Source organism: Paenibacillus sp. Aloe-11, assembly GCF_000245715.1.
Lineage (GTDB): Bacteria > Bacillota > Bacilli > Paenibacillales > Paenibacillaceae > Paenibacillus > Paenibacillus kribbensis.
In genome coordinates this window covers 155,132-176,111 of the sequence record NZ_JH601056.1, presented here as the reverse complement: position 1 = coordinate 176,111, position 20,980 = coordinate 155,132, and the positions used below count along the sequence as shown (strand labels likewise).

Annotated in this window: 21 protein-coding genes; 18 read left to right on the top strand and 3 right to left on the bottom strand. The window is 47.4% G+C overall.

What is annotated here, in order from left to right; all coding sequences use genetic code 11:
* From WG8_RS14310 to spo0A, 10 genes are all read left to right on the top strand, one after another.
* Nucleotides 1–411 (top strand): exodeoxyribonuclease VII large subunit (locus WG8_RS14310; protein WP_007430921.1); only part of this gene is annotated, 411 nt, incomplete at its 5' end.
* A complete protein-coding gene (xseB, locus tag WG8_RS14305) occupies nt 401–661 on the top strand; it encodes an exodeoxyribonuclease VII small subunit (RefSeq protein ID WP_007430920.1) in 261 nt (86 codons plus the stop codon). The genes WG8_RS14310 and xseB, both read left to right, overlap by 11 nt.
* A complete protein-coding gene (locus WG8_RS14300) occupies nt 633–1,556 on the top strand; it encodes a polyprenyl synthetase family protein (protein WP_007430919.1) in 924 nt (307 codons plus the stop codon). Before xseB ends, WG8_RS14300 begins: the two co-directional genes overlap by 29 nt.
* A 107-nt stretch (nt 1,557–1,663) precedes the next feature.
* The gene (gene dxs / locus WG8_RS14295; RefSeq protein WP_007430918.1) at nt 1,664–3,562 is read left to right on the top strand and encodes a 1-deoxy-D-xylulose-5-phosphate synthase; all 1,899 of its coding nucleotides are present in this window, start codon (nt 1,664–1,666) and stop codon (nt 3,560–3,562) included.
* A gap of 78 nt (nt 3,563–3,640) precedes the next feature.
* Entirely contained in the window at nt 3,641–4,492 is an 852-nt protein-coding gene (locus WG8_RS14290) for a TlyA family RNA methyltransferase (protein WP_007430917.1), read from the top strand.
* A 148-nt stretch (nt 4,493–4,640) separates the two neighbouring features.
* A complete protein-coding gene (locus tag WG8_RS14285) occupies nt 4,641–5,117 on the top strand; it encodes a hypothetical protein (RefSeq protein ID WP_007430916.1) in 477 nt (158 codons plus the stop codon).
* A 16-nt stretch (nt 5,118–5,133) separates the two neighbouring features.
* Complete coding sequence (ahrC, locus tag WG8_RS14280) at nt 5,134–5,583, top strand: transcriptional regulator AhrC/ArgR (protein ID WP_007430915.1); 450 nt, start codon at nt 5,134–5,136, stop codon at nt 5,581–5,583.
* Nucleotides 5,584–5,630: 47 nt separating this feature from the next.
* A complete protein-coding gene (gene recN, locus WG8_RS14275; protein ID WP_007430914.1) occupies nt 5,631–7,349 on the top strand; it encodes a DNA repair protein RecN in 1,719 nt (572 codons plus the stop codon).
* A 123-nt stretch (nt 7,350–7,472) separates the two neighbouring features.
* Nucleotides 7,473–8,627 carry a SpoIVB peptidase gene (spoIVB, locus tag WG8_RS14270; RefSeq protein WP_007430913.1) on the top strand — a complete coding sequence of 385 codons (1,155 nt, stop codon included), beginning with the start codon at nt 7,473–7,475 and terminating at the stop codon, nt 8,625–8,627.
* Nucleotides 8,628–8,843: 216 nt separating this feature from the next.
* On the top strand, nt 8,844–9,647 hold the full coding sequence (gene spo0A / locus WG8_RS14265; RefSeq protein WP_007430912.1) for a sporulation transcription factor Spo0A: 804 nt from the start codon (nt 8,844–8,846) through the stop codon (nt 9,645–9,647).
* 116 nt (nt 9,648–9,763) lie between these two features.
* Here spo0A and WG8_RS14260 read toward each other — a convergent pair whose 3' ends face one another.
* Nucleotides 9,764–10,522 (bottom strand): SDR family oxidoreductase, encoded by a 759-nt coding sequence (locus WG8_RS14260; RefSeq protein ID WP_007430911.1) that lies wholly within the window; start codon nt 10,520–10,522, stop codon nt 9,764–9,766.
* 194 nt (nt 10,523–10,716) lie between these two features.
* Here WG8_RS14260 and WG8_RS14255 point away from each other — a divergent pair, with 194 nt between their 5' ends.
* From WG8_RS14255 to WG8_RS14245, 3 genes are all read left to right on the top strand, one after another.
* On the top strand, nt 10,717–11,331 hold the full coding sequence (locus WG8_RS14255; protein WP_043891082.1) for a TetR/AcrR family transcriptional regulator: 615 nt from the start codon (nt 10,717–10,719) through the stop codon (nt 11,329–11,331).
* A gap of 124 nt (nt 11,332–11,455) precedes the next feature.
* Entirely contained in the window at nt 11,456–13,156 is a 1,701-nt protein-coding gene (locus WG8_RS14250) for a methyl-accepting chemotaxis protein (protein WP_007430909.1), read from the top strand.
* Nucleotides 13,157–13,330: 174 nt separating this feature from the next.
* The gene (locus WG8_RS14245; protein ID WP_007430908.1) at nt 13,331–13,741 is read left to right on the top strand and encodes a hypothetical protein; all 411 of its coding nucleotides are present in this window, start codon (nt 13,331–13,333) and stop codon (nt 13,739–13,741) included.
* Nucleotides 13,742–13,830: 89 nt separating this feature from the next.
* Here WG8_RS14245 and WG8_RS14240 read toward each other — a convergent pair whose 3' ends face one another.
* On the bottom strand, nt 13,831–14,607 hold the full coding sequence (locus tag WG8_RS14240) for a sporulation protein (RefSeq protein ID WP_007430907.1): 777 nt from the start codon (nt 14,605–14,607) through the stop codon (nt 13,831–13,833).
* A gap of 137 nt (nt 14,608–14,744) precedes the next feature.
* Nucleotides 14,745–15,341, bottom strand: a complete 597-nt coding sequence (locus WG8_RS14235; protein WP_007430906.1) for a thymidine kinase — start codon at nt 15,339–15,341, stop codon at nt 14,745–14,747.
* Nucleotides 15,342–15,571: 230 nt separating this feature from the next.
* Here WG8_RS14235 and WG8_RS14230 point away from each other — a divergent pair, with 230 nt between their 5' ends.
* The 5 genes from WG8_RS14230 (at nt 15,572) to WG8_RS14210 (ending at nt 20,919) form a co-directional block, all read left to right on the top strand.
* Nucleotides 15,572–15,784: a hypothetical protein gene (locus WG8_RS14230; RefSeq protein WP_007430905.1), complete on the top strand. Its 213-nt coding sequence runs from the start codon at nt 15,572–15,574 to the stop codon at nt 15,782–15,784.
* Between the two features lie 86 nt (nt 15,785–15,870).
* Nucleotides 15,871–17,292 carry a dihydrolipoyl dehydrogenase gene (lpdA, locus tag WG8_RS14225; protein ID WP_007430904.1) on the top strand — a complete coding sequence of 474 codons (1,422 nt, stop codon included), beginning with the start codon at nt 15,871–15,873 and terminating at the stop codon, nt 17,290–17,292.
* 141 nt (nt 17,293–17,433) lie between these two features.
* A complete protein-coding gene (locus WG8_RS14220) occupies nt 17,434–18,462 on the top strand; it encodes a thiamine pyrophosphate-dependent dehydrogenase E1 component subunit alpha (RefSeq protein WP_007430903.1) in 1,029 nt (342 codons plus the stop codon).
* A 2-nt stretch (nt 18,463–18,464) separates the two neighbouring features.
* Nucleotides 18,465–19,451, top strand: a complete 987-nt coding sequence (locus tag WG8_RS14215; RefSeq protein ID WP_007430902.1) for an alpha-ketoacid dehydrogenase subunit beta — start codon at nt 18,465–18,467, stop codon at nt 19,449–19,451.
* An 88-nt stretch (nt 19,452–19,539) separates the two neighbouring features.
* Nucleotides 19,540–20,919, top strand: coding sequence for a dihydrolipoamide acetyltransferase family protein (locus tag WG8_RS14210; RefSeq protein ID WP_007430901.1), 1,380 nt, complete (start codon nt 19,540–19,542; stop codon nt 20,917–20,919).
* Nucleotides 20,920–20,980 lie beyond the last annotated feature (61 nt).

Here is a 20,980-nt window from a genome sequence, read left to right as displayed (position 1 = left end):
GACATGCTGCAGCAGCGGCTAATCCGTGCAGCGGGCCACCGTACGCGCTTAAACGCGGAAAAAAACGCGCGTATGCGTCAGGTGCTGGAGCGTTTTAATCCGCGTGAACAAATTAGTTCGGCACGCAAGCAGACGGATATGGCGCAGCGTCAGCTGGAGTCAGCGATACGTGCGATTATGAAATCGGGACGGCAGCAGCTGCATACGGGCATTCGCCAGCTGGATGCGCTGAGCCCGCTCAAGGTCATGGCCCGAGGCTACAGCCTGGGATATGATGAGCAGGAAAAACGGCTGATCAAGTCGCTCAAAGACGTACAGCCGGGAGATTCCATCAGGATTAAAGTGAGTGACGGGCAGTTGGATTGCCAAGTATGGGGAATGAAGGAGGACGCGAAGCACGGTGGCGAATGAAACGGAACTGAATTTTGAAGCGGCGATGGCCGCTCTTGAAGAAATTGTCGGGCAACTGGAGCACGGAGACGTTCCTCTGGAGCAAGCCATTGATCTGTTTCAGCGCGGCATGAAGCTGTCTCAGCTTTGCAGTCAGAAGCTGGAACAGGTCGAACGTAAAATTGAAATGATCGTGGAAGAGGATGGAGATTTGCGCAAGAAGCCTTTCGGCGGCGGATTGGATGAAAACGGTGGTGAAGGGGTTGAATAGACCGTCATTCAAGGAGTATTTGAACGGGACGGCAGACGCGGTTTCGTCTGCGTTAACCGAGCAGTTCCCGGCCCATTGGAACATTCCTGCAGTTCTTCGAGAATCTATGAATTATTCACTCACCGCAGGCGGAAAACGTCTGCGGCCTCTGCTTGTGATCGCGGCTGCCGAAGCATTTGGCGGAAGCAGGGAGGCTGCGTTGCCGGTGGCATGTGCGGTAGAAATGGTACATACGTATTCCCTCATTCACGACGACTTGCCAGCTATGGATGATGATGATTACCGTCGGGGCAAGCTGACGAATCATAAGGTATATGGCGAAGCGGTTGCTATCCTTGCGGGAGACGCACTGCTGACCCACGCCTTTTACAGCGTCGTACAAGCAGGTCGGCGTCATGGGGTTTCATCTGATGCGCTACTGTCCATCGTAGAGGAGCTGTCCGAAATGAGCGGAGCACGGGGCATGGTAGGTGGCCAGGTCGCGGATATGTCCGGCGAGCAGGGGTTGACAGGTATCGAGGAACTGGAGTATATCCATCTCCATAAAACCGCTGATTTGATCATTTTCTCCCTCTTGGCAGGTGGACGAATCGGCGGAGCGGACAAGAATCAATTAGAAGCGCTTCGCCAATTTGGACGCGACCTGGGTCTGGCTTTTCAAATTCAGGACGATATACTGGATCTCATAGGCGATGAGAGCAAAATGGGTAAAAAAACACAAAGTGATGTTGAACAGGAAAAGGTAACTTATCCGTTTTTTATCGGTATGGAAGCATCCCAGCAGCAAGTGGAGAAGCTTACGGCATCTGCCAAAAAAGCGTTAATAGAAGGCGGTATACCGGATTCGTCGCGTTTGCTGGAGATTGCGGATTACCTGATGAAGCGTGATCATTAGTGCGGTTAAAGCTGCTTTGACTTGTCTGCGTTTAAGCAAGGTCATAAAGTATGATATAATATTTGTTAACTTTACACACAAACTTGAAGGAAAGCGGGGAGATATGCGTGCTGCTTCCACACATAAAGCAACCAGGCGATCTGAAATCACTGTCGGTTGAGGAGTTGGCTTCTCTAGCCGAGGAAATCAGGAGCTTTTTGATTGAGAAGCTGTCCGTGACTGGGGGGCATCTGGCATCGAATCTGGGAGTGGTTGAGCTCACAATCGCCCTGCATTACTGCTATAACAGTCCGAAGGACAAGATGATTTATGACGTTGGACATCAGGCCTACGTGCACAAAATATTGACAGGGCGAATGGACCGGTTTGATACTCTTCGTCAGCGTGATGGACTTTGTGGATTTGTCAAGAGAAGCGAGAGCGAGCATGATGTCTGGGAAGCCGGTCATAGCAGCACGTCTCTGTCAGCGGCGATGGGAATGGCATTGGCACGAGATTTGAAGGGCGAGGACAATAAAGTTATTGCGGTGATCGGGGATGGAGCGTTGACCGGAGGCATGGCCTTCGAAGCGTTGAACCATATCGGTCATGAACGTAAAAATTTGATGGTCATTCTGAATGACAACGAAATGTCAATAGCGCCGAATGTTGGGGCCATGCATAATTATTTGAGCAAAATCCGCTCGGATCGTCACTATTTGCGGGCTAAAGATGAGCTCGAAGTTTTGTTGAAAAAAATACCCGCTATTGGCGGTAAACTTGCCAAATCGGCTGGCCGTGTCAAGGACAGTCTTAAATATATGATGGTGCCTGGCGTGCTGTTTGAGGAACTGGGTCTTACGTATCTTGGTCCGGTCGACGGACATGATTTGCCGAAGCTGATCGAAACCTTTCACCAGGCCGATAACGTCACGGGTCCTGTGCTGGTGCATGTCGTAACCACTAAGGGCAAGGGCTACAAGCCTGCGGAGGCAGATTCACACAAATGGCACGGAATCAGTCCGTACAAAATTGAATCCGGTCAGGTCCTCAAGGCTGTGGGCAACCCCATGTATACGGAAATTTTTGGGCGGACGCTGATTGAGCTGGCTGAACAGGACGAACGCATTATAGCGGTTACGCCTGCTATGCCTGGTGGTTCTGGACTGGTACCATTCAGCGAGGAGTTCCCTACACGGATGATTGACGTCGGCATTGCCGAGCAGCATGCAGCTACCATGTGTGCCGCATTGGCGATGGAGGGACTGAAGCCGGTATTTGCGGTATATTCCACCTTTATGCAGCGTGCTTACGATCAGATTGTACATGATATTTGCCGCCATAATGCGAATGTGATGTTTGCGATTGATCGTGCCGGTTTTGTCGGGGCTGACGGGGAAACGCACCATGGCGTGTTCGATGTGGCATTTTTACGTCATATCCCTAATCTTGTGCTTATGATGCCTAAGGATGAAAACGAGCTGCGCCATATGATGAAAACAGCGCTGGACTACGATGATGGCCCAATTGCTTATCGCTATCCGCGTGTTAATGTGGTGGGTGTGCCATTGGATTCGGAACTGAAAGCCATACCGATTGGCAGTTGGGAGCTTCTGCGCAAGGGTGAGGGCTACGCTGTAATTGCTTCAGGCCCGATGCTTCAGGTGGCGACGGAGGCTGCGGAGACGATGAAACGAGAAGGCCTGCAGGTAGGTGTCGTCAATGCCCGTTTCCTCAAGCCTGTGGATGAGGATATGCTGCGTGAACTGGCCCGCCAGCATACGAAGCTGATCGTTCTGGAAGAAGCTTCCGAAGCGGGAAGTTTGGGTAGCGCTGTGCTGGAATTTTATGCTAAAGAAGGAATTCAAAATGCACAGGTGCGTCTGATGGGGATTCCTGATATATTTGTGGAGCATGGCTCCATTAAAGAGCAGCGTGCTGAAGTGGGGCTCACCGCTGAATCCGTGTGCCTCAAGCTTCGTCAATGGACTGCAGAGCCGGCTTATGGCATGGGACAATCGGTATAAGGGAACCTGGAGCGAAGACGAGAATAATTACAAAAAAAGTATGACAAAAGCAGCTTGGCTGCCTAAAGGGAGATTAACATGTCTGTTCCGAAGGAACGCATTGATGTATTGCTTGTAGAACAAGGCTTTTTTGAAAGCCGGGAAAAAGCCAAGGCCGCTATCATGGCAGGTTTAGTGCTGGCGGACAGCGAGCGGATCGAGAAGGCGGGTATGAAGGTGCCACGCGACAGCGAGCTTAAAGTTAAGGGATCGGTGCATCCGTATGTAAGCCGTGGAGGATTGAAGCTGGAAAAGGCTATTCGCCAATTTGCGCTCGACATGAACGGCAGGGCGATGCTGGATATCGGCTCATCCACCGGCGGTTTTACAGATTGTGCGCTTCAGCATGGAGCGGAATACGTATATGCGATTGACGTCGGTTATAATCAATTGGACTGGTCGCTTCGTAATGATGAACGGGTATGTGTCATGGAGAAAACAAATTTCAGGTATATGACACCTGCGGATTTGAACGGTCCTGTTCCAAATTTCGCAAGTATTGACGTTTCTTTTATTTCGTTGCGCATTATTTTGCCTCCGCTGCTTGCATTGCTGAAACAACCTGCCGATATTGTAGCTCTGATCAAGCCGCAATTTGAAGCCGGCCGTGAAAAGGTTGGAAAATCCGGTGTAGTCCGTGACCCTGCTACGCATAAAGAAGTGTTGCAGACCATCCTGTTGTTTGCGCAAGAGCTTGGCCTCTCGCTGCAAGACTTGGCCTATTCTCCGATTACAGGTGGAGAGGGCAATATTGAATTTTTGGCGCATTGGCGTTTGGACGAGGCTCTGGTTGCAAAATTGCCACTGGAGAACGACGATTTCAGTTCACTGATTGAGCGTACCGTTCAGGAAGCGGGTCAGACTTTTAACAATGGTCCGTCGCGCAAGTAACATTCAGGGGTTCTCATGAGTTCGGTGAACTTAAGGGAACCCCTTTTTGGTGTGGGGGATTGATTATCGAACTCACGTTCGCCTATAATGAGGAGTATAGAGGAATTTTACGTCTTGTCCTAGAATATGTCCATGAGGTGATCGATTCATGGACACACGATATGATACGGTTATCATTGTTGTGATCGGGGTGATATTAGCAATATGGGCTTTATACAGCCTGCGTGCATGGTTAGAGGAGCCCGAACCACTTGTGTTAAAGACGATACCGATTAACGAGGAGCTGGACGAAGGCCCCGCCGTGGACCTGCTTGAAAACGCAGGTTATGAAGTGGTGGGCGGAAAAATGAAAATACCGCTTGCTTTTAAAGTGAATGGAAATACCGTGTATAGTCGTTTGTTTATAGACTACGTGGCTGTACGAAACGGTTCGACATATATGGTTACAACATCACGCCGGAAGAAACCAATTCAGTGGAGCGGTCCTGAATTGCGGGACAGGCTCTTGCCGTATTTGCTGCTCTATCCGGGATGCGCGGGTGTATTGTACGTCGATACGGACGAGCAAAGTATTCGCCTTATTACATTAATGGAAGACCTCGAAGAAGAGGAATATGAAGATTAATCCACAGGAGGATTATATGAAGGGTCAACGACATATTAAAATCAGGGAAATTATTTCACAACAGGAGATTGAGACACAGGATGAGCTGGTTGAAGCATTGCGCAAGGCTGGTTTTCAGGTGACTCAGGCCACTGTATCACGCGATATTAAGGAGCTGCTGCTCATTAAGGTTCCAATGGATGATGGCAGATATAAATATTCGATGCCTTCAGATCAGCGGTATAATCCGGTGCAGAAGCTGAAACGTACGTTGGTTGACAATTTTTTGCATATTGATCACACAACAAATCTGATTGTGATGAAGTGTCTGCCGGGAACAGCCAACTCCATTGCTGCTTTACTGGACAACATTGAATGGCCTGAGGTTATGGGGACGATTAGCGGGGATGATACCATTCTGATTATTTGTCGGTCGGAAGAGAACAGCGAAGCCATCGTGAATCGTCTTATGGGCTTCATTTCCTAATTGGCAAATCAGGCGTTTTAATTTGTACATCATGAGGTGAAAGAACGATGCTGGTCACTTTGTCTATACGAAATTTGGCAGTTGTAGAAGCTGTTGATGTTCATTTTTTTAAAGGCTTTCACGTTTTGAGTGGAGAAACAGGTGCTGGTAAATCCATCATTATCGATGCGCTGGGTCTAATTGCAGGCGGTAGAGGCTCTGCCGATCTTGTGCGCTATGGGTGTGATAAAGCAGAGATGGAGGCCTTATTTGAACTACCTGCCAATCATCCAGTGTGGAGTACGTTGGAGCAACAAGGCATTAAAGCCAATGCGGAGGAGCATTTGCTGATTCGTCGCGAACTCACAGTCCAAGGGAAAAGCTCTTCACGAATTAATGGGCAAATGGTTAATTTAACGATGTTGCGTGAGGTAGGCGAGCAGTTAGTCAATATCCACGGACAGCATGAGCATCAAAGCTTGCTGCGTGCAGATCGTCACCTGGCGCTCTTGGATACGTTCGGGGATACGGTCATTGGTCCGGTCAAAGCGTTGTATCGAGAGCGCTACAATGCTTTTGTCAAGGCTGAAAAAGAAGTACGGGAATTGCAAAGTTCCAGCCAGAAGGCTTATCAGCTATTGGATATGTACCGATTTCAACTGGAAGAGATCGCTGCAGCGGAGCTGAAATTGGGGGAAGATGAATTATTGGCAGAAGAACGGGTCAAGCTATCCCATAGTGAGAAAATGATGGATGGGATATCAGGAGCCTACGAATTGCTAAACGGCAAAGGTGGACTGGACGTGATCAATGATGTATTGTCCAGACTAAATGATGTCCAAAACTACGACAGCAAAAGCCTTCAGCCTATTGCCGAGCAGATTCAATCAGCTTTTTACCAGTTGGAGGATGCAGCATTTCAATTACGTTCGTATCGTGAGGATATTGAATTTAATCCGGGGAAGCTGTACGAAGTAGAACAACGTTTGAATCAAATTACCGGGCTACAACGAAAATATGGTGATAGTATCGAGCAGATTTTGGAATACTATAGCCGTATTGAGCAGGAAACCGACCTGCTGGAAAATAAGGATGAACGACTGGAGCAATTGATTGCAAATCGAGATCAGCTGCTTGCGGATTTGCTGGAAATTGCGGAAGAGCTTACGGAAGCACGTGAAATTTGCGCGGAAGAGCTTGCAGAGCAAGTGGAACAAGAATTAAAAGACCTTCAAATGGAAAGAACGTCACTCAAGGTGCGTATGGATGCAATTGAAGATCCACGAGGATATGAATATAAAGGACTTCGTGTAAGACCTACCAAGCAAGGGATTGATAATGCGGAATTCCTTATTTCTCCCAATCCTGGCGAGCCGCTTCGTCCACTTGGCAAAATCGCTTCAGGCGGTGAATTGTCACGTATTATGTTGGCAATGAAGAGCATTTTTGCTCGTCATGATCAAATTCCGGTACTCATTTTTGATGAGGTGGATACCGGAGTGAGTGGTCGTGCGGCTCAATCCATTGCCGAGAAGCTGTATCGATTGTCCTCTGTCTGCCAAGTATTTTCCATTACTCATTTACCGCAGGTGGCATGTATGGCGGATCACCAGTATTTAATTGAGAAAAACGTTTATGATGGACGGACCATGACACAAATTGAGGGATTAACCGAAGAAGGGCGTGTCAAGGAATTGGCACGTATGCTGGGCGGCGTAGAAATTACCGAAAAAACATTGCATCACGCACAGGAAATGTTGAATTTGGCGGAAGGAAAGAAAGCCTGAAAAGAGCGGCTGGCGTAATGATTAACAGTTATAAAAGCCTGGGGGCAAGGTTACCTTATAGGTACGCAATTGGCGACCACCTTTACTCGTCAAGCGAAAGAAGCAAAGGGAGCGTGACAGCCATTGAATTTTTACTCCAGGATCAAATTGCTCGGTCTTTTGCTTGTTTTTCTTATGTGTTCTATCGGTAACGCTACGTATGTGCATGCGGCGCTGCCTCCACAAGCTTCTTTGGATTGGTACGGTTCTAAAAGCACGAGAACAGCTCAAGAGAGCGTGATTCCCGATTTAAAAGTATACCCGGGAGGACAGACGATTGGGGTCAAGGTAAAATCCTCAGGAGTGCTTGTCGTCGGTCACCATGTCATCCAGGAAAGTCACGATCGCAAGGTATCACCTGGAGAGACAGCAGGAATTCGTTTAGGGGACCGGATTACGCATATGAACGGCAAGCCGCTGGATAGCCTGGCGAAAGTTGCAGAGGCGGTAGACGAAGCAGGTAAGAACAAAAAGCCGCTTGACATTACGCTTTGTCGAGGGGAGCAGACCCTTACGACCAAGCTAACACCAGCCTATGATTCAGATGATAAAGCGTGGCGGCTAGGATTGTACATTAGAGACTCGGCTGCGGGTGTAGGTACATTAACGTTTTACGCTCCTGATCAGGGTGTTTACGGTGCTTTGGGACACGTAATTACCGACATGAATACTCAAACCCCTATTGTCGTGGGGAGTGGAGAGATTGTGCAGTCCAATGTGACATCAATTGCAAAAAGCCAAAGTGGGGAGCCAGGGGAAAAACGCGCTCATTTTCTCAAAGATCATCGGATATTAGGCAACATTGAACGTAATACAAACTTCGGAATTTTTGGGAAAATGTCCGATGAGCCGAAATATGGCTTATATTCAAAGCCCATTCCTGTGGCTCTTGCCAATGAAGTAAAGGAAGGACCCGCAGAAATATTGACCGTCCTCGAAGGTCAGCAGATTCAAAGGTTTCAAGCAGAGATTGTACACATTTCTCAACAGGACAAACCGGCAACCAAAGGACTTGTGATCCGTATTGTAGATCCAAAGCTGCTGGAGAAAACGGGTGGAATTGTACAAGGCATGAGCGGTAGTCCAATTATTCAAAATGGCAAGCTTATCGGGGCAGTGACACATGTATTTGTAAACGATCCGAAATCTGGCTACGGTTGCTTTATCGAATGGATGCTGCGTGATGCAGGAATTATGCAAAATAATGTGAGCATGACAAACAATCTTAAGGCGAGCTAGTGGCCCTAAGATTTTTTTGTCGAAAAGCAGGGAATTAGCTCATAAAAGCAAGATAAAAATTTAATTATAATGGAAACGATAAAAAAAATAAATAAAAATAATTTTCGACAGAAGGAATTCATAATTCGATGTCGAAATCATATACTCCGACAAGAAATATTTATATACTGTAAATAGAAATCCCAACGGAATAACACTCAATAAGGAGGAAGTACATTGCAAAAAATTGAGGTATTGTTGGCTGATGACAACCGGGAATTTACGAATTTGCTTGCTGAATATATTTCCGATCAGGAGGATATGGAAGTTACAGGAATCGCCTATAACGGTGAAGAAGTGCTTCAACGCATCGAAGAATCCCGCAACATACCTGATGTACTTATTTTAGATATTATTATGCCTCATCTGGATGGTCTCGGTGTATTGGAGCGTTTGAGAGAAATGAACCTGACTCCACAGCCGAAAATCATCATGCTGACTGCATTCGGTCAAGAAAATATTACACAGAGAGCCGTACAGCTGGGGGCATCTTATTATATTTTAAAGCCGTTTGACATGGAAGTGCTTGCCAACCGTGTTCGCCAATTGGTGGGGCCACAGCTAGTCAGCAACAGTCCGGTGACCGTTTCATCCATGCGTTCCAATGTTGTGCCGATGGGTAAGACCAAAAATCTGGACGCCAGTATTACGGCCATCATTCACGAAATCGGTGTACCCGCTCATATTAAGGGCTATCAATATTTACGCGAAGCCATTACGATGGTGTACAATAATATCGAAATTTTAGGTGCCATCACCAAAACATTATATCCGGCAATCGCCGAAAAATTCAAAACGACGGCATCCCGCGTGGAACGCGCCATTCGTCATGCGATCGAGGTAGCATGGACACGTGGAAATATCGACAGCATTTCCCACCTTTTCGGCTACACCATTAATATCTCCAAATCCAAGCCAACCAACTCAGAGTTCATCGCGATGGTCGCTGACAAGCTGCGGATTGAGAATAAGGTGTCCTAAAGGGCTAAAAGCATGAAGAGAATAAGAAACGCTGTGCCCGAAAATCGTAGTATAACCATAAAAACCAGCCCGACACTTTTGTGTTGGACTGGTTTTTCGTTTAACTATTCACTTTTTTAGTAAGCGGACCAACCAGCATCAGCCGTAATAACAGTTCCATTTACAAAGCTGGAATCATCTGATGCGAGGAAGAGAGCGACCTTCGCGATTTCTTCGGCCTCCCCAGCCCTAGGAGTCAGGTTTTGCCCAGCCATCGCTCTTTCCATACCAAATGCATTAGGTGCGTTAATGGAAGCTGCAATATTGGTAATTACAGCGCCGGGAGCAATAGCATTACACCGTACACCTTTATTAGCATATTGGAAGCCTACATTTTTAGTTAGGCCGACAACAGCATGTTTTGCTGCAGTATAGGCTGCTCCCGCTCGAGAGCCTTGCAACCCTCCCAGGGAAGCGATGTTAATAATGACCCCAGCGCCTTTGTCGGTAAAAATAGGAAGTGCCTTTCGAATGGCACGCATAGGTCCGGTGCTGTTGATTGCAAATATGCGTTCCCAGAGCTCATCGGTCAAATCAGCAGCCGGAACAAAATTATCCATGATCCCCGCATTGTTAACTAAAATATCCAACGTTCCATACGTGCTTACGGCGGTATCAATTAGATTTTGAATATCTGCTTCTTTGGAAACGTTCGCTACAATAGCAATAGCAGTTCCGTCAAACGATTCAATCTCTGCTACGGTTGAGTTGGCCGAATCTAAATGGATATCAGATACAACCACTTTAGCCCCTTCTTTAGCGTACAAAATGGCTATTTCCTTGCCCATCCCAGAGGCAGCTCCTGTGACTACTGCAACTTTACCTTGAAGTTTCATGATGATCCCTCCGCATGTTCAGTCATGTGCAATGTACTTTATCGAACACCTGTTTACTAAGTATCATTCCCCTCTGTTTATAGTATAATCAAAGAAATGAATGAACCACAATCAGCAAACAAGCAGCAAATTGTTGCTTTTTGAACAGTATATCTATTATGTGTATATAAAATTTAAAATAATGGCGGTGCCGCATGACTGATCCAACATTAGTTCAGGATAAACGTATTCGAAGAACGAAAAAACTATTGAGGGAATCTTTAGTGTGCCTTCTAAAAGAAAAAGATTTGAAGGATATAACCATAACGGATATCGTACAGCAGGCAGACATCAATAGAGGGACATTTTACAAGCATTATCAGTACAAGGAAGATCTGTTGGGAGAGGTTATTGATGAGGTTCTATTGGATCTAGTGGATTCCTATCGGGAACCTTACCGTCAGGCTGAAACTTTTGTAGTGGGAGACATGGTGGCTTCCACCATTAAAATCTTCGAGCATATTGCGCAGTATGCAAATTTTTATGAAATTGTGTTGAAAACAGATATGCTTCCAGGAGTCCAGACAAAGATTTGTAATGAGCTTAAAAAACTTCCAATACAGGATCTTGTAAATACACAGCAGAATAATCACATAAATCAAGAACTTCAGTCTAGTTATTATGCTTATGCTATTCTGGGGATGATCATAGAGTGGGTGAATGGAGATTTTCAGCACTCCCCTCGTTACATGGCGGAACAATTGTTGGAGATCATGAAATATAATAGCCTCAACGTAGTTTATAAAATTAACCCAAATCAGATGCACTAACCCACATGAAGAAATAATTTTCCTATTGGAAACATTTCTGAAAATCTCTTAAATTTGATATAAACAAACTGTCGATTCTTGTCGATATAATATCTATATATAAAAGAGATTGAGGAGCGAAAATATGAAATTTAACATCCGAGCGAAATTGTTATTGGGTTTTCTTGCGGTTATTGTCTTATTGATCGTCATTAGCTTAGTGTCCATCTCAAAAATGAAAAACCTGGGTGATAATTCGATGGAAATCGATAGCCGTTGGATGCCTAGTGTAACGATTCTGGGAACGCTGAACGGCGACGTATCTGATGTAGAACGGCTCTCCTTGAATATTATTGTAGAACGCGACCCGGCGGAAATGGAGAAGGTGCAAGCGGAATACGATAAGGTTTTGAAAAAGGTCGAGAGCGGACGAAAAACCTATGAAAAATTAATTGCCACTCCAAAAGAACGCGAAATGTACGAGGACTTTTCCAAAAAATATGCAGCGTACCTGGAAAAGCTGCCAGAGGTAATTGCAGCCGGGAAAGCTAACGATTATGTTCAATCCAGCATTCTGCACAAAGAGTCTTATGTGCTATGGTATAGTGCGAACGACACGATCAATCAACTTATTAAGCTGAATGCAGATGGTTCAAAACAGATTACGCAAGAAGCCGTTGACAACTTTATCTCGGGTAGACAAATAGTCATCATATTGAGTATTGCTGCCGTTTTGTTGGCACTGATTATGGCAGTCATCATCGCCCAGATTATTTCTAAACCCATTTTGCGAATCAGTCGTGCTGCTGAGAGCATTGCATCGGGTGATCTTACAGGTGAGGCTATCATTGTGAAGGGCAGGGATGAGATTAGTACGTTGGCCCTTTCCTTTAATACGATGGTTGAAAACCTTCGTCAACTGATTCAATCGGTTAGTAAGACAACTGAAATGGTAACCACATCGTCAGAGGAATTGACGGCCAGCGCAGAGCAAAATAGCCAAGCTTCTGCACAAATAACCGAAACGGTACAAGAAGTAGCTACCGGAACGGGCAACCAGGTGGATATGGTGACCAAATCGTCCCAGGCTATCGAGGAAATGTCCATCGGTGTAGAACAAATTGCCATTCGTGCGCAAAATGTATTTGCATCAGCTCAGGATGCGGCTCACAAATCAGCTGAGGGTAATCAGATGATTCAGCAGGCTGTTACGCAAATGAATGCTGTGAATGACTCGATGAATAGCTTGGCAGGTCTTATGGCTGGATTGGGAGAACGTTCAGATGAAATTGGCAAAATAATTGATGTAATTACCAATATTTCGAGTCAAACCAACCTTCTTGCTCTGAACGCCGCCATTGAAGCGGCCCGCGCAGGAGAGCACGGTCGCGGATTTGCCGTAGTTGCAGGCGAAGTGCGCAAGTTGGCTGAACAATCGGCTCATTCTGCTCAACAAATTACGGAACTTGTGGGCTTGATTCAAAAGGATACCGCACATGCGATTGAGGCGGTAGCTGCCAATGGGCAGGATGTTATGACAGGTCGGGAAGTCGTACAAAATGCAGGTGCATCCTTTGAACTGATTCAGGAAACCGTGAATAAAGTGGCAAGCGAAATTGAAGAGGTATCTGCTGGTTCGGAGCAAATGTCTGCAAGTACCGATGAGATTGTTGGTTTTGTCAAGCAAATTTCGGCAATTGCCGAGGAAGCTGCAGCCGGTACACAGCACGTGTCTGCTGCAACTCAAGAGCAGCTGGCCTCGATGGAGGAAATTGCTTCATCTGCAAGAAACCTGTCTACGATGGCAGAGGATCTGCAAGGGCAAATCGGCAAATTCAAAGTATAATTTGAAGGCTATTATTTACTTAGTTTCAGGGGAAAGCTGCTCTATTGTAGAGCGGCTTTTTCTGCCATATCCCCCTTTTCCTTAATATGGTGATTATGTTCACTCAATGATATAATGATAAATAATGATGCGGCTGGAGTGTGATCAGAATAAAAGCAAAGGCGGGGTGAGAACATGTGGAATAGCTTAACTTGGGTGGTCATCGGCGTATTGGTGGTGGCGTTGGGATGGATTGTTATGACACGGCGTGGTCGCAGCAGCAAAAAACAATTGAACGAACAGCGAGGCAGCAATGTCGTTGAATTTCGCTCTCGCAAGCCTGTCCGAAAGCCTCGTGTTGGGAACACATCCAAGTTTAAGGTATCCTCTCCCTCTGGCTCCAGCACGACGACAGAAGCAACAGGCAGGCAGGTCCAATCCGGGTTTGGACTGTCTGATCCTATACAGCACAGGGGTAAGCAAAAATGCTCCTTTTGTAGAAAAGAAGACAAATTAATCTTTTATGCCGACGATAACGGTTCCCTCTACGGGGCATGCAAGGAGTGCAGGATTAAGGCAGAAAGACAGGATATGTTGCCACTTTAGTCTATGCAGATGTCGACAACCAAGAATATAGTTAAAAATCCCCAGCCGTAGTTAACGGTGGGGATTTTTTGGGATTGCATTCGCTTATTTTAATGAAGCTGTCTGTCGATCAATTCCTCCAGCGCATCCGCAATGTGATCTGGACCATAGGATAACTCTTCACGGCTTAAGCTCAACCAGGCGTGACGCTCGTCCATATCAAAGGCAGCCTCCAGCCAGCCGGATAATCCTCTGCCTCTACGGTCTACTTCGACAAGCACATGCACGCCTTCGGGTTCCAACTGCATGATCAGCTCCAGCTCTTCGATATCGCGTGCATATTCCGATCCAGGTGCAAATTCAAATTCCTGCACGTACGGAACACCACGTCCCAGCTTGGGATGACGTTCGCAGGTGGAGGAACGGAATCGGAAGCCGAGCAGGTGAACCGCCTCAAATACCGTACTCATATAAGGATGCGGCTCGATTTTGAGTGAGTCACGGTCAGTTGGGTCCAAAGCCATGTCGATATCTAATACCGTTTCCAGCCACACAGGCTGCTTGGCATGAGTGACAGGCGTTTCCAGCGGAAGCTGGAAGGAAAAAGGAATTTCAAGCTCCTGTCCTTGCTTTAAATGAAAGCCGTCAGACACCTTGATCCGTGCGATACAGCAGTTAGCAGTGGTTTTTTTATCATCGTGCTCTACGATATATTCTGTTTTGAGCTCAATGTCGATTTTGCCGATCTCCTGATCAATTTTACCGCCCTTGATACGCATGATGCCACTGAGCTCTTCCCCAGGCACATATACGGCTTGATCCACCAATGTATCGACCTTGGCTGATCCGATTCCTGCGCTTGCTAAGATTTTGTTGAAAAAACTCATAAGTACGCCCCCCGATAATCTCATGGTCATGTATACAAACGACAAACTGGAAGCTTGTACAGCTTAACCGGATATACGGGCTGGTGGCTCCATTCGTTCCAAAAAAATGCAAGGAAAAAGTCATGGGTGATCGCGTGCTAATCGCAGTTTACTTTATGAGGCGGTATAAAGCATTTGCGACAGCGAGGCTCATAGGCCTCAGAGTCGCCGATCATCACGATGGGCCCTACTGTGGATGGCTTTCCATTTACCATCCGTTGGGTAAATACCGCCTCCGAGCTGCCGCATACGGCGCAAAAAGAGGTCAGCTTTTCGATGTCATCCGCCATGGCAAGCAGACCGCCAATATAGCCGAATTCCTTGCCCCGGTAGTCCAGATTCAAGCCATCTGCAATGACATGTTTGCCACAATAAGCCAACTCCTGTATCAGAGCCATAATATGACGGCTGAAAAACTGGACTTCATCAAAGGCGACCACGTCGGCCTCCTTCGTTTCTTCCAAAATACGCTGAACCAGCTCATCTGTGAGTTTTCTTGGAATAGAAATAGCGGGCAGCCGATATCCGATGCGGCTTACAATTTCGTCCGTGGCGTAGCGGTTATCTTCAGCCGGTTTGTATGCAATCACCTTGCGGTGCCCGTATTGGATTAGTTTTTGACAGCGGCGAATCAATTCACCGGATTTTTCACTAAACATGGGGCCTGTAATAATCGTAATTCGTCCTGTAGGCAACGCGAATTCCCCTCTCTCTATCATGCGCATAACGCTGTGAATCATCATTTTCCGAAAGAAAAAGCCATTATAGATTACCATAATGAGCAGCATGCAGACCAGAGAAAATATATTGTTTTTCGACATGTTTGTGTATATTTGTTTTTGAATGTGAATGTGGTCGTCATTGCTCTGTTGCCACGGGCATGATATGGTGAAGTGTAGTGGAAAGAAGGGAAGAGGGGACAGGCATGAACCAAAAAGCTACGGATTATAGTGCCAGAAAAAGAACATTGCTGGAGCAAGGGCTGATAAGCCCGCAAGCACAGGAGTTGATCTCTGAGCTGGAGACAGAACTGAATCTTCTGCGCCAGCAAAATGAATCGTTCCGCAATGCGTTGCGAGCCAAATCAGCTCAAAACCCAAGGATGTCTACCAAATTGCGGGATGCACTGTACGAATAAGATGAGTGCATAAACGCTATATTTTGTATAGAGAAATAAAGAGAGTACAATAAGCTATATATAATCATAGTTAATGGAGGAGAAGCATGACTATACATTGTGATGTCGCTATTTTAGGTGGGGGAACCGGGGGATATGTGGCGGCGATTCGCGCAGCCCAGCTCGGCAAGGAAGTCGTTATTATCGAACAGGACAAGCTTGGCGGAACCTGTCTGCATCGTGGCTGTATTCCGAGCAAGGCTTTGCTGCGCAGCGCGGAAGTATATGCAACCATTAAGGAAAGTGCGCAATATGGTATCGAGACGTCGGGTGCGCAGCTTGTGTTCCCTAAAGTACAGGAGCGTAAGGAAGCTGTGGTAGAGCAGCTGCATCAGGGGGTTCAATTTTTGATGCGCAAAAATAAAATCACGGTACTGAGCGGCAAGGGACGCGTGATTGGACCGTCGATTTTTTCACCAAAAAGCGGTGCAGTAGCTGTGGAGCTGGAAGATGGTGAGATGGAGACGGTCGTTCCTGCCCATCTCATGATTGCGACCGGATCACGCCCGCGTGTGCTGCCCGGATTGGAGCCGGATGGCGAATTTATTCTAAGCAGTGACGAAGCACTGATGCTGGAAGAATTACCTGCGTCGCTAATCATCGTAGGTGGAGGTGTTATTGGTGTGGAATGGGCTTCCATGCTAAATGATTTTGGCGTGGAGGTTACGGTAGTTGAGGCAGCCCATCGCCTTATTCCAACCGAGGATGAGGATATTTCGCGTGAAATGCAGCGCTTGTTAACCAAGCGTGGGGTTAAGGTGCTGACGGGCTCGCAGGTGCTGGCCGAAACATACGGCAAGGATGGGGAAGGCGTACAGATTAACGTGCAAAAAGGGGATGAAACCGAAACCCTCAGCGCCTCCAAGCTGCTCATTTCAGTGGGCCGTCAGGCGAATGTGGAAAATATCGGACTGGAAAATACGGATATTCGGGTAGAGCGTGGCTTTATTTCGGTTAATGAGCATTTACAGACGAATGAGCCGCATATCTATGCAATCGGGGATTGCATCGGGGGCTTACAGCTAGCGCATGCGGCGAGCCATGAAGGTTTGCAGGCGGTTCACCACCTGGCGGGTGAAGATTTTCACAGCGTACCGAATCATCTGATTCCGCGTTGCATTTATACACGTCCTGAGGCAGCGAGTGTCGGCTTGACGGAGCAAGAGGCACGTGAGCGGGGACATCAGGTGAAAACAGGGAAGTTCCCTTTTCAAGCTATCGGAAAATCGCTCGTATATGGTAGTCGGGACGGGTTCGTCAAAGTTGTTGCCGACAAGGAAACGAATGATATTCTCGGTGTACATATGATCGGTACGCATGTGACGGACCTTATAAGCGAGGCGGCCCTTGCACAATTGCTGGATGCTACGCCTTGGGAAGTCGGACAGCTTATTCACCCGCATCCGACGTTGTCGGAGATTTTGGGAGAAGCGATGCTGGCGGTTGATGGACGGGCAATCGGCATATAAACCATTCAAATAAATCGGTGCTTTTCTTTTTGGGGAGAAAAGGATTATAATGGGGTTAGTCAGAGTTTAGTACCAGGTTTTAAGACAAGATGGTACTAGGTGCTGGTAGTAGGATGTTTTGATACTTAAGGAGGTGCCTCGATGAGTTCAAAAGGCGCTGTAGACGCTGGTTTCAGACATGAACAGCTGGGACTTACCCACGGACAAGTAATTGACATGTACAGATATATGCTGCTTGCAAGGAAATTTGACGAGCGCAATATGCTCCTGCAGCGGGCAGGAAAAATTAATTTTCACGTTTCCGGCATTGGTCAGGAAGCGGCACAAGTAGGGGCAGCTTTTGGTCTGGATCGGGAAAAGGATTATTTTCTTCCGTATTACCGGGATTACGGATTCGTGCTTGCTGTGGGGATGACACCACGCGAGCTGATGCTGTCAGCATTTGCCAAGGCAGATGATCCGAATAGCGGCGGTCGTCAGATGCCGGGTCACTTTGGCAGTAAACGGCTGCGGATTGTGACAGGCTCCAGTCCAGTAACTACACAGGTTCCGCATGCAGTGGGTGTAGCGCTGGCTGCCAAAATGCAGAAAAAGGATTTTGTATCGTTTGTTACATTTGGGGAAGGCTCCAGCAATCAGGGGGATTTTCACGAGGGCTGTAACTTTGCAGGTGTACAGAAGCTGCCGGTCATCATTATGTGCGAGAACAATCAATATGCAATATCAGTGCCGATTCATAAACAGCTGGCGGGCAAGGTGAGCGATCGTGCTTTGGGCTACGGGTTCCCTGGAATTCGGGTCGATGGCAATGATGCGCTGGCCGTATATGCGGCTGTGAAGGAAGCACGTGAACGCGCTGTGCGTGGTGATGGTCCGACGTTGATCGAAGCGATGATGTACCGTCTGTCTCCTCACTCTACCTCGGATAATGATCTGGCTTACCGGACCAAGGAAGAAGTGGATGAGAACTGGGCCAAGGACGGCGTAGCCCGCATGAAAAATTACTTGATCGAATGCGGCATTTGGGATGAGGCCAAGGACGCTGATTTGTCGGCTGAGCTGCTGCTCGAAGTCAAGGAAGCGATTGAATATGCAGATATTGCTCCTTTTCCGAAGCCTGAGGATACGCTGCTGCATGTGTATGCCGACAGCGATGGGGAGGGCCGATAATTATGGCGATTATGGAATATATTGATGCGATTCGCCTGGCCATGAAAGAAGAAATGGAGCAGGATGAAACGGTTTTTGTACTAGGCGAGGATGTCGGTGTGAAGGGTGGCGTCTTTACGACGACCAAGGGTCTTATGGAGCAATTCGGCGAGCAGCGTGTCATGGATACGCCATTGGCAGAGTCGGCAATTGCCGGGGTTGCGATTGGTGCAGCCATGTACGGAATGAAGCCGATTGCCGAAATGCAATACTCGGACTTTATGCTTCCGGCGACGAACCAAATTATTAGTGAAGCGGCTAAAATCCGCTATCGCTCTAACAACGACTGGAATTGTCCTGTTGTCATCCGCGCGCCAATCGGTGGGGGTATTTTTGGCGGCTTGTATCACTCGCAGTGTCCAGAGTCGATCTTTTTTGGTACGCCGGGTCTGAAAATTGTAGCTCCTTTTACGCCTTATGACGCCAAAGGATTGCTAAAGGCTGCCATTCGTGACCCTGATCCGGTGCTGTTTTTTGAAAACAAAAAATCCTACAAGCTGATTAAGGGTGAAGTGCCTGAGGATGATTATATCGTACCGATTGGCAAGGCCAATCTATTGCGTGAAGGTGACGATATTACGGTTATTGGCTACAGCCAGCCGCTGCATTTTGTGATGCAGGCTGCGGAGGAACTGGAGAAGGAAGAGGGCATTACCGCACACGTTGTGGATTTGCGCACACTCCAGCCGCTGGATCGTCAGGCCATTATTGAGGCTGCACGCCATACCGGCAAGGTACTTATCGTGCATGAGGACAACAAAACGGGCGGCATCGGCGCTGAGGTATCGGCCATTATTAATGAGGAATGTTTATTCGAGCTGGATGCCCCGATTGAGCGGCTGTGCGCTCCTGATGTACCAGCTATGCCGATCAGTCCACCCATGGAGAAATTTTATATGTTGAACAAGGACAAAGTGAAGGAAGCCATGCGTCGTCTTGCCATGTTTTAGAATGGAGCAGATTGGACGAAAGCATTCCAAAAGTGTAGCGAGGGCAGCGGTAAAACGCGCCCTCCTATGATGTTAAGGAGCTGAAAAAATGTCAGACCAAACACAATGGAACGACGTGACCATGCCTCAATTGGCAGAATCGCTCGTATCGGCGACTATTGCCAAATGGCTGAAACAACCTGGCGACACGGTGGAGCAGTTTGAACCGATTTGCGAGGTCATTACAGATAAAGTAAACGCGGAAATCCCATCCACATTGGACGGAATTATGGGGGATCTGTTAGCAGAAGAAGGTCAGACGGTAGCAGTAGGTGAGTTGATTTGCCGTATCCAGACCAAGTCGGCTGCACCTGCGGTATCAGCAACTTCTGCTGCACCAGCAGCCCCTAGCAATACACAAGCTCAGCAGGGAGCTGCTTCTGATCAGTCGATGCGGGGACGTTTTTCCCCGGCGGTACAAACGTTGGCTGCTGAGCACAATGTGGACTTAAGCCGAGTACCGGGCACGGGCATGGGGGGACGAATTACCCGCAAGGATGTCCTGAATTATGTGCAGCAGGGCGGCTCTGCTCAGGCTGTAGTACCAGAACAGCCAACCGGAACGGCGCAGGGACAAGGCTCGCCTTTTACTGGAATACAGCCTTCTGCCGCTCAGCAGAGTACACCGATTCAAAATATGGACCCTGCTATTCCGGTACGCAACAGCGGTATTCATTTAACGGAGGCTCCAAAGGTTCCTATGATTGAGGTTGAGGGTGACAGCCATAACAGGTCAGAATATTTTATTGATGTCACACCTATTCGGAGTGCGATTGCACGCAATATGCGGCAAAGCGTTTCAGAAATTCCACATGCCTGGACGATGATAGAGGTGGATGTGACCAATCTGGTGATGCTCCGCAACAAGGTCAAAAACGAGTTCAAGCAAAAAGAAGGGATCAACATTACGTACCTTGCTTTCCTCATGAAAGCAGTCGTGAATGCGATCAAGGAATATCCGATCATGAACTCGGTGTGGGCAGTGGATAAAATTATCATCAAAAGAGACATCAATATTTCGCTGGCTGTGGGTACGGAGGATTCAGTCCTCACCCCTGTCATCAAAAAAGCGGATCAGAAAAATATTGCTGGACTGGCTCGTGAAATCGAGGATTTGGCTCGTAAAACACGGGAGGGAACGCTCAAACTGGATGATATGCAGGGCGGAACGTTCACCGTTAACAACACAGGCTCCTTTGGTTCAATTCTGTCTTATCCGGTGATCAACTATCCGCAGGCAGCAATCCTCACCTTTGAATCCATCGTCAAAAGACCGGTGGTCATTGATGATATGATTGCGGTTCGCTCGATGGCTAATCTGTGCTTGTCGCTGGATCATCGCATTCTGGACGGTGTCATTTGCGGACGATTCCTGCAACGGGTCAAAGAAAACCTGGAAGGCTACACCTTGGATACGAAGCTGTACTAATTTTCCGAACAGCTGGGTCATCCGAACATTTGGGTAAATGGACGGGGAGGAAGTGACAGGC

Coding starts and splice junctions, on each gene's coding strand:
- WG8_RS14300 (WP_007430919.1), top strand. CDS start 633: ATGAAAACGGTGGTGAAGGGGTTGAATAGACCGTCATTCAAGGAGTAT.
- WG8_RS14290 (WP_007430917.1), top strand. CDS start 3,641: ATGTCTGTTCCGAAGGAACGCATTGATGTATTGCTTGTAGAACAAGGC.
- WG8_RS14285 (WP_007430916.1), top strand. CDS start 4,641: ATGGACACACGATATGATACGGTTATCATTGTTGTGATCGGGGTGATA.
- ahrC (WP_007430915.1), top strand. CDS start 5,134: ATGAAGGGTCAACGACATATTAAAATCAGGGAAATTATTTCACAACAG.
- recN (WP_007430914.1), top strand. CDS start 5,631: ATGCTGGTCACTTTGTCTATACGAAATTTGGCAGTTGTAGAAGCTGTT.
- WG8_RS14260 (WP_007430911.1), bottom strand. CDS start 10,522: ATGAAACTTCAAGGTAAAGTTGCAGTAGTCACAGGAGCTGCCTCTGGG.
- WG8_RS14255 (WP_043891082.1), top strand. CDS start 10,717: ATGACTGATCCAACATTAGTTCAGGATAAACGTATTCGAAGAACGAAA.
- WG8_RS14250 (WP_007430909.1), top strand. CDS start 11,456: ATGAAATTTAACATCCGAGCGAAATTGTTATTGGGTTTTCTTGCGGTT.
- WG8_RS14245 (WP_007430908.1), top strand. CDS start 13,331: ATGTGGAATAGCTTAACTTGGGTGGTCATCGGCGTATTGGTGGTGGCG.
- WG8_RS14240 (WP_007430907.1), bottom strand. CDS start 14,607: ATGAGTTTTTTCAACAAAATCTTAGCAAGCGCAGGAATCGGATCAGCC.
- WG8_RS14230 (WP_007430905.1), top strand. CDS start 15,572: ATGAACCAAAAAGCTACGGATTATAGTGCCAGAAAAAGAACATTGCTG.
- lpdA (WP_007430904.1), top strand. CDS start 15,871: ATGACTATACATTGTGATGTCGCTATTTTAGGTGGGGGAACCGGGGGA.
- WG8_RS14220 (WP_007430903.1), top strand. CDS start 17,434: ATGAGTTCAAAAGGCGCTGTAGACGCTGGTTTCAGACATGAACAGCTG.
- WG8_RS14215 (WP_007430902.1), top strand. CDS start 18,465: ATGGCGATTATGGAATATATTGATGCGATTCGCCTGGCCATGAAAGAA.
- WG8_RS14210 (WP_007430901.1), top strand. CDS start 19,540: ATGTCAGACCAAACACAATGGAACGACGTGACCATGCCTCAATTGGCA.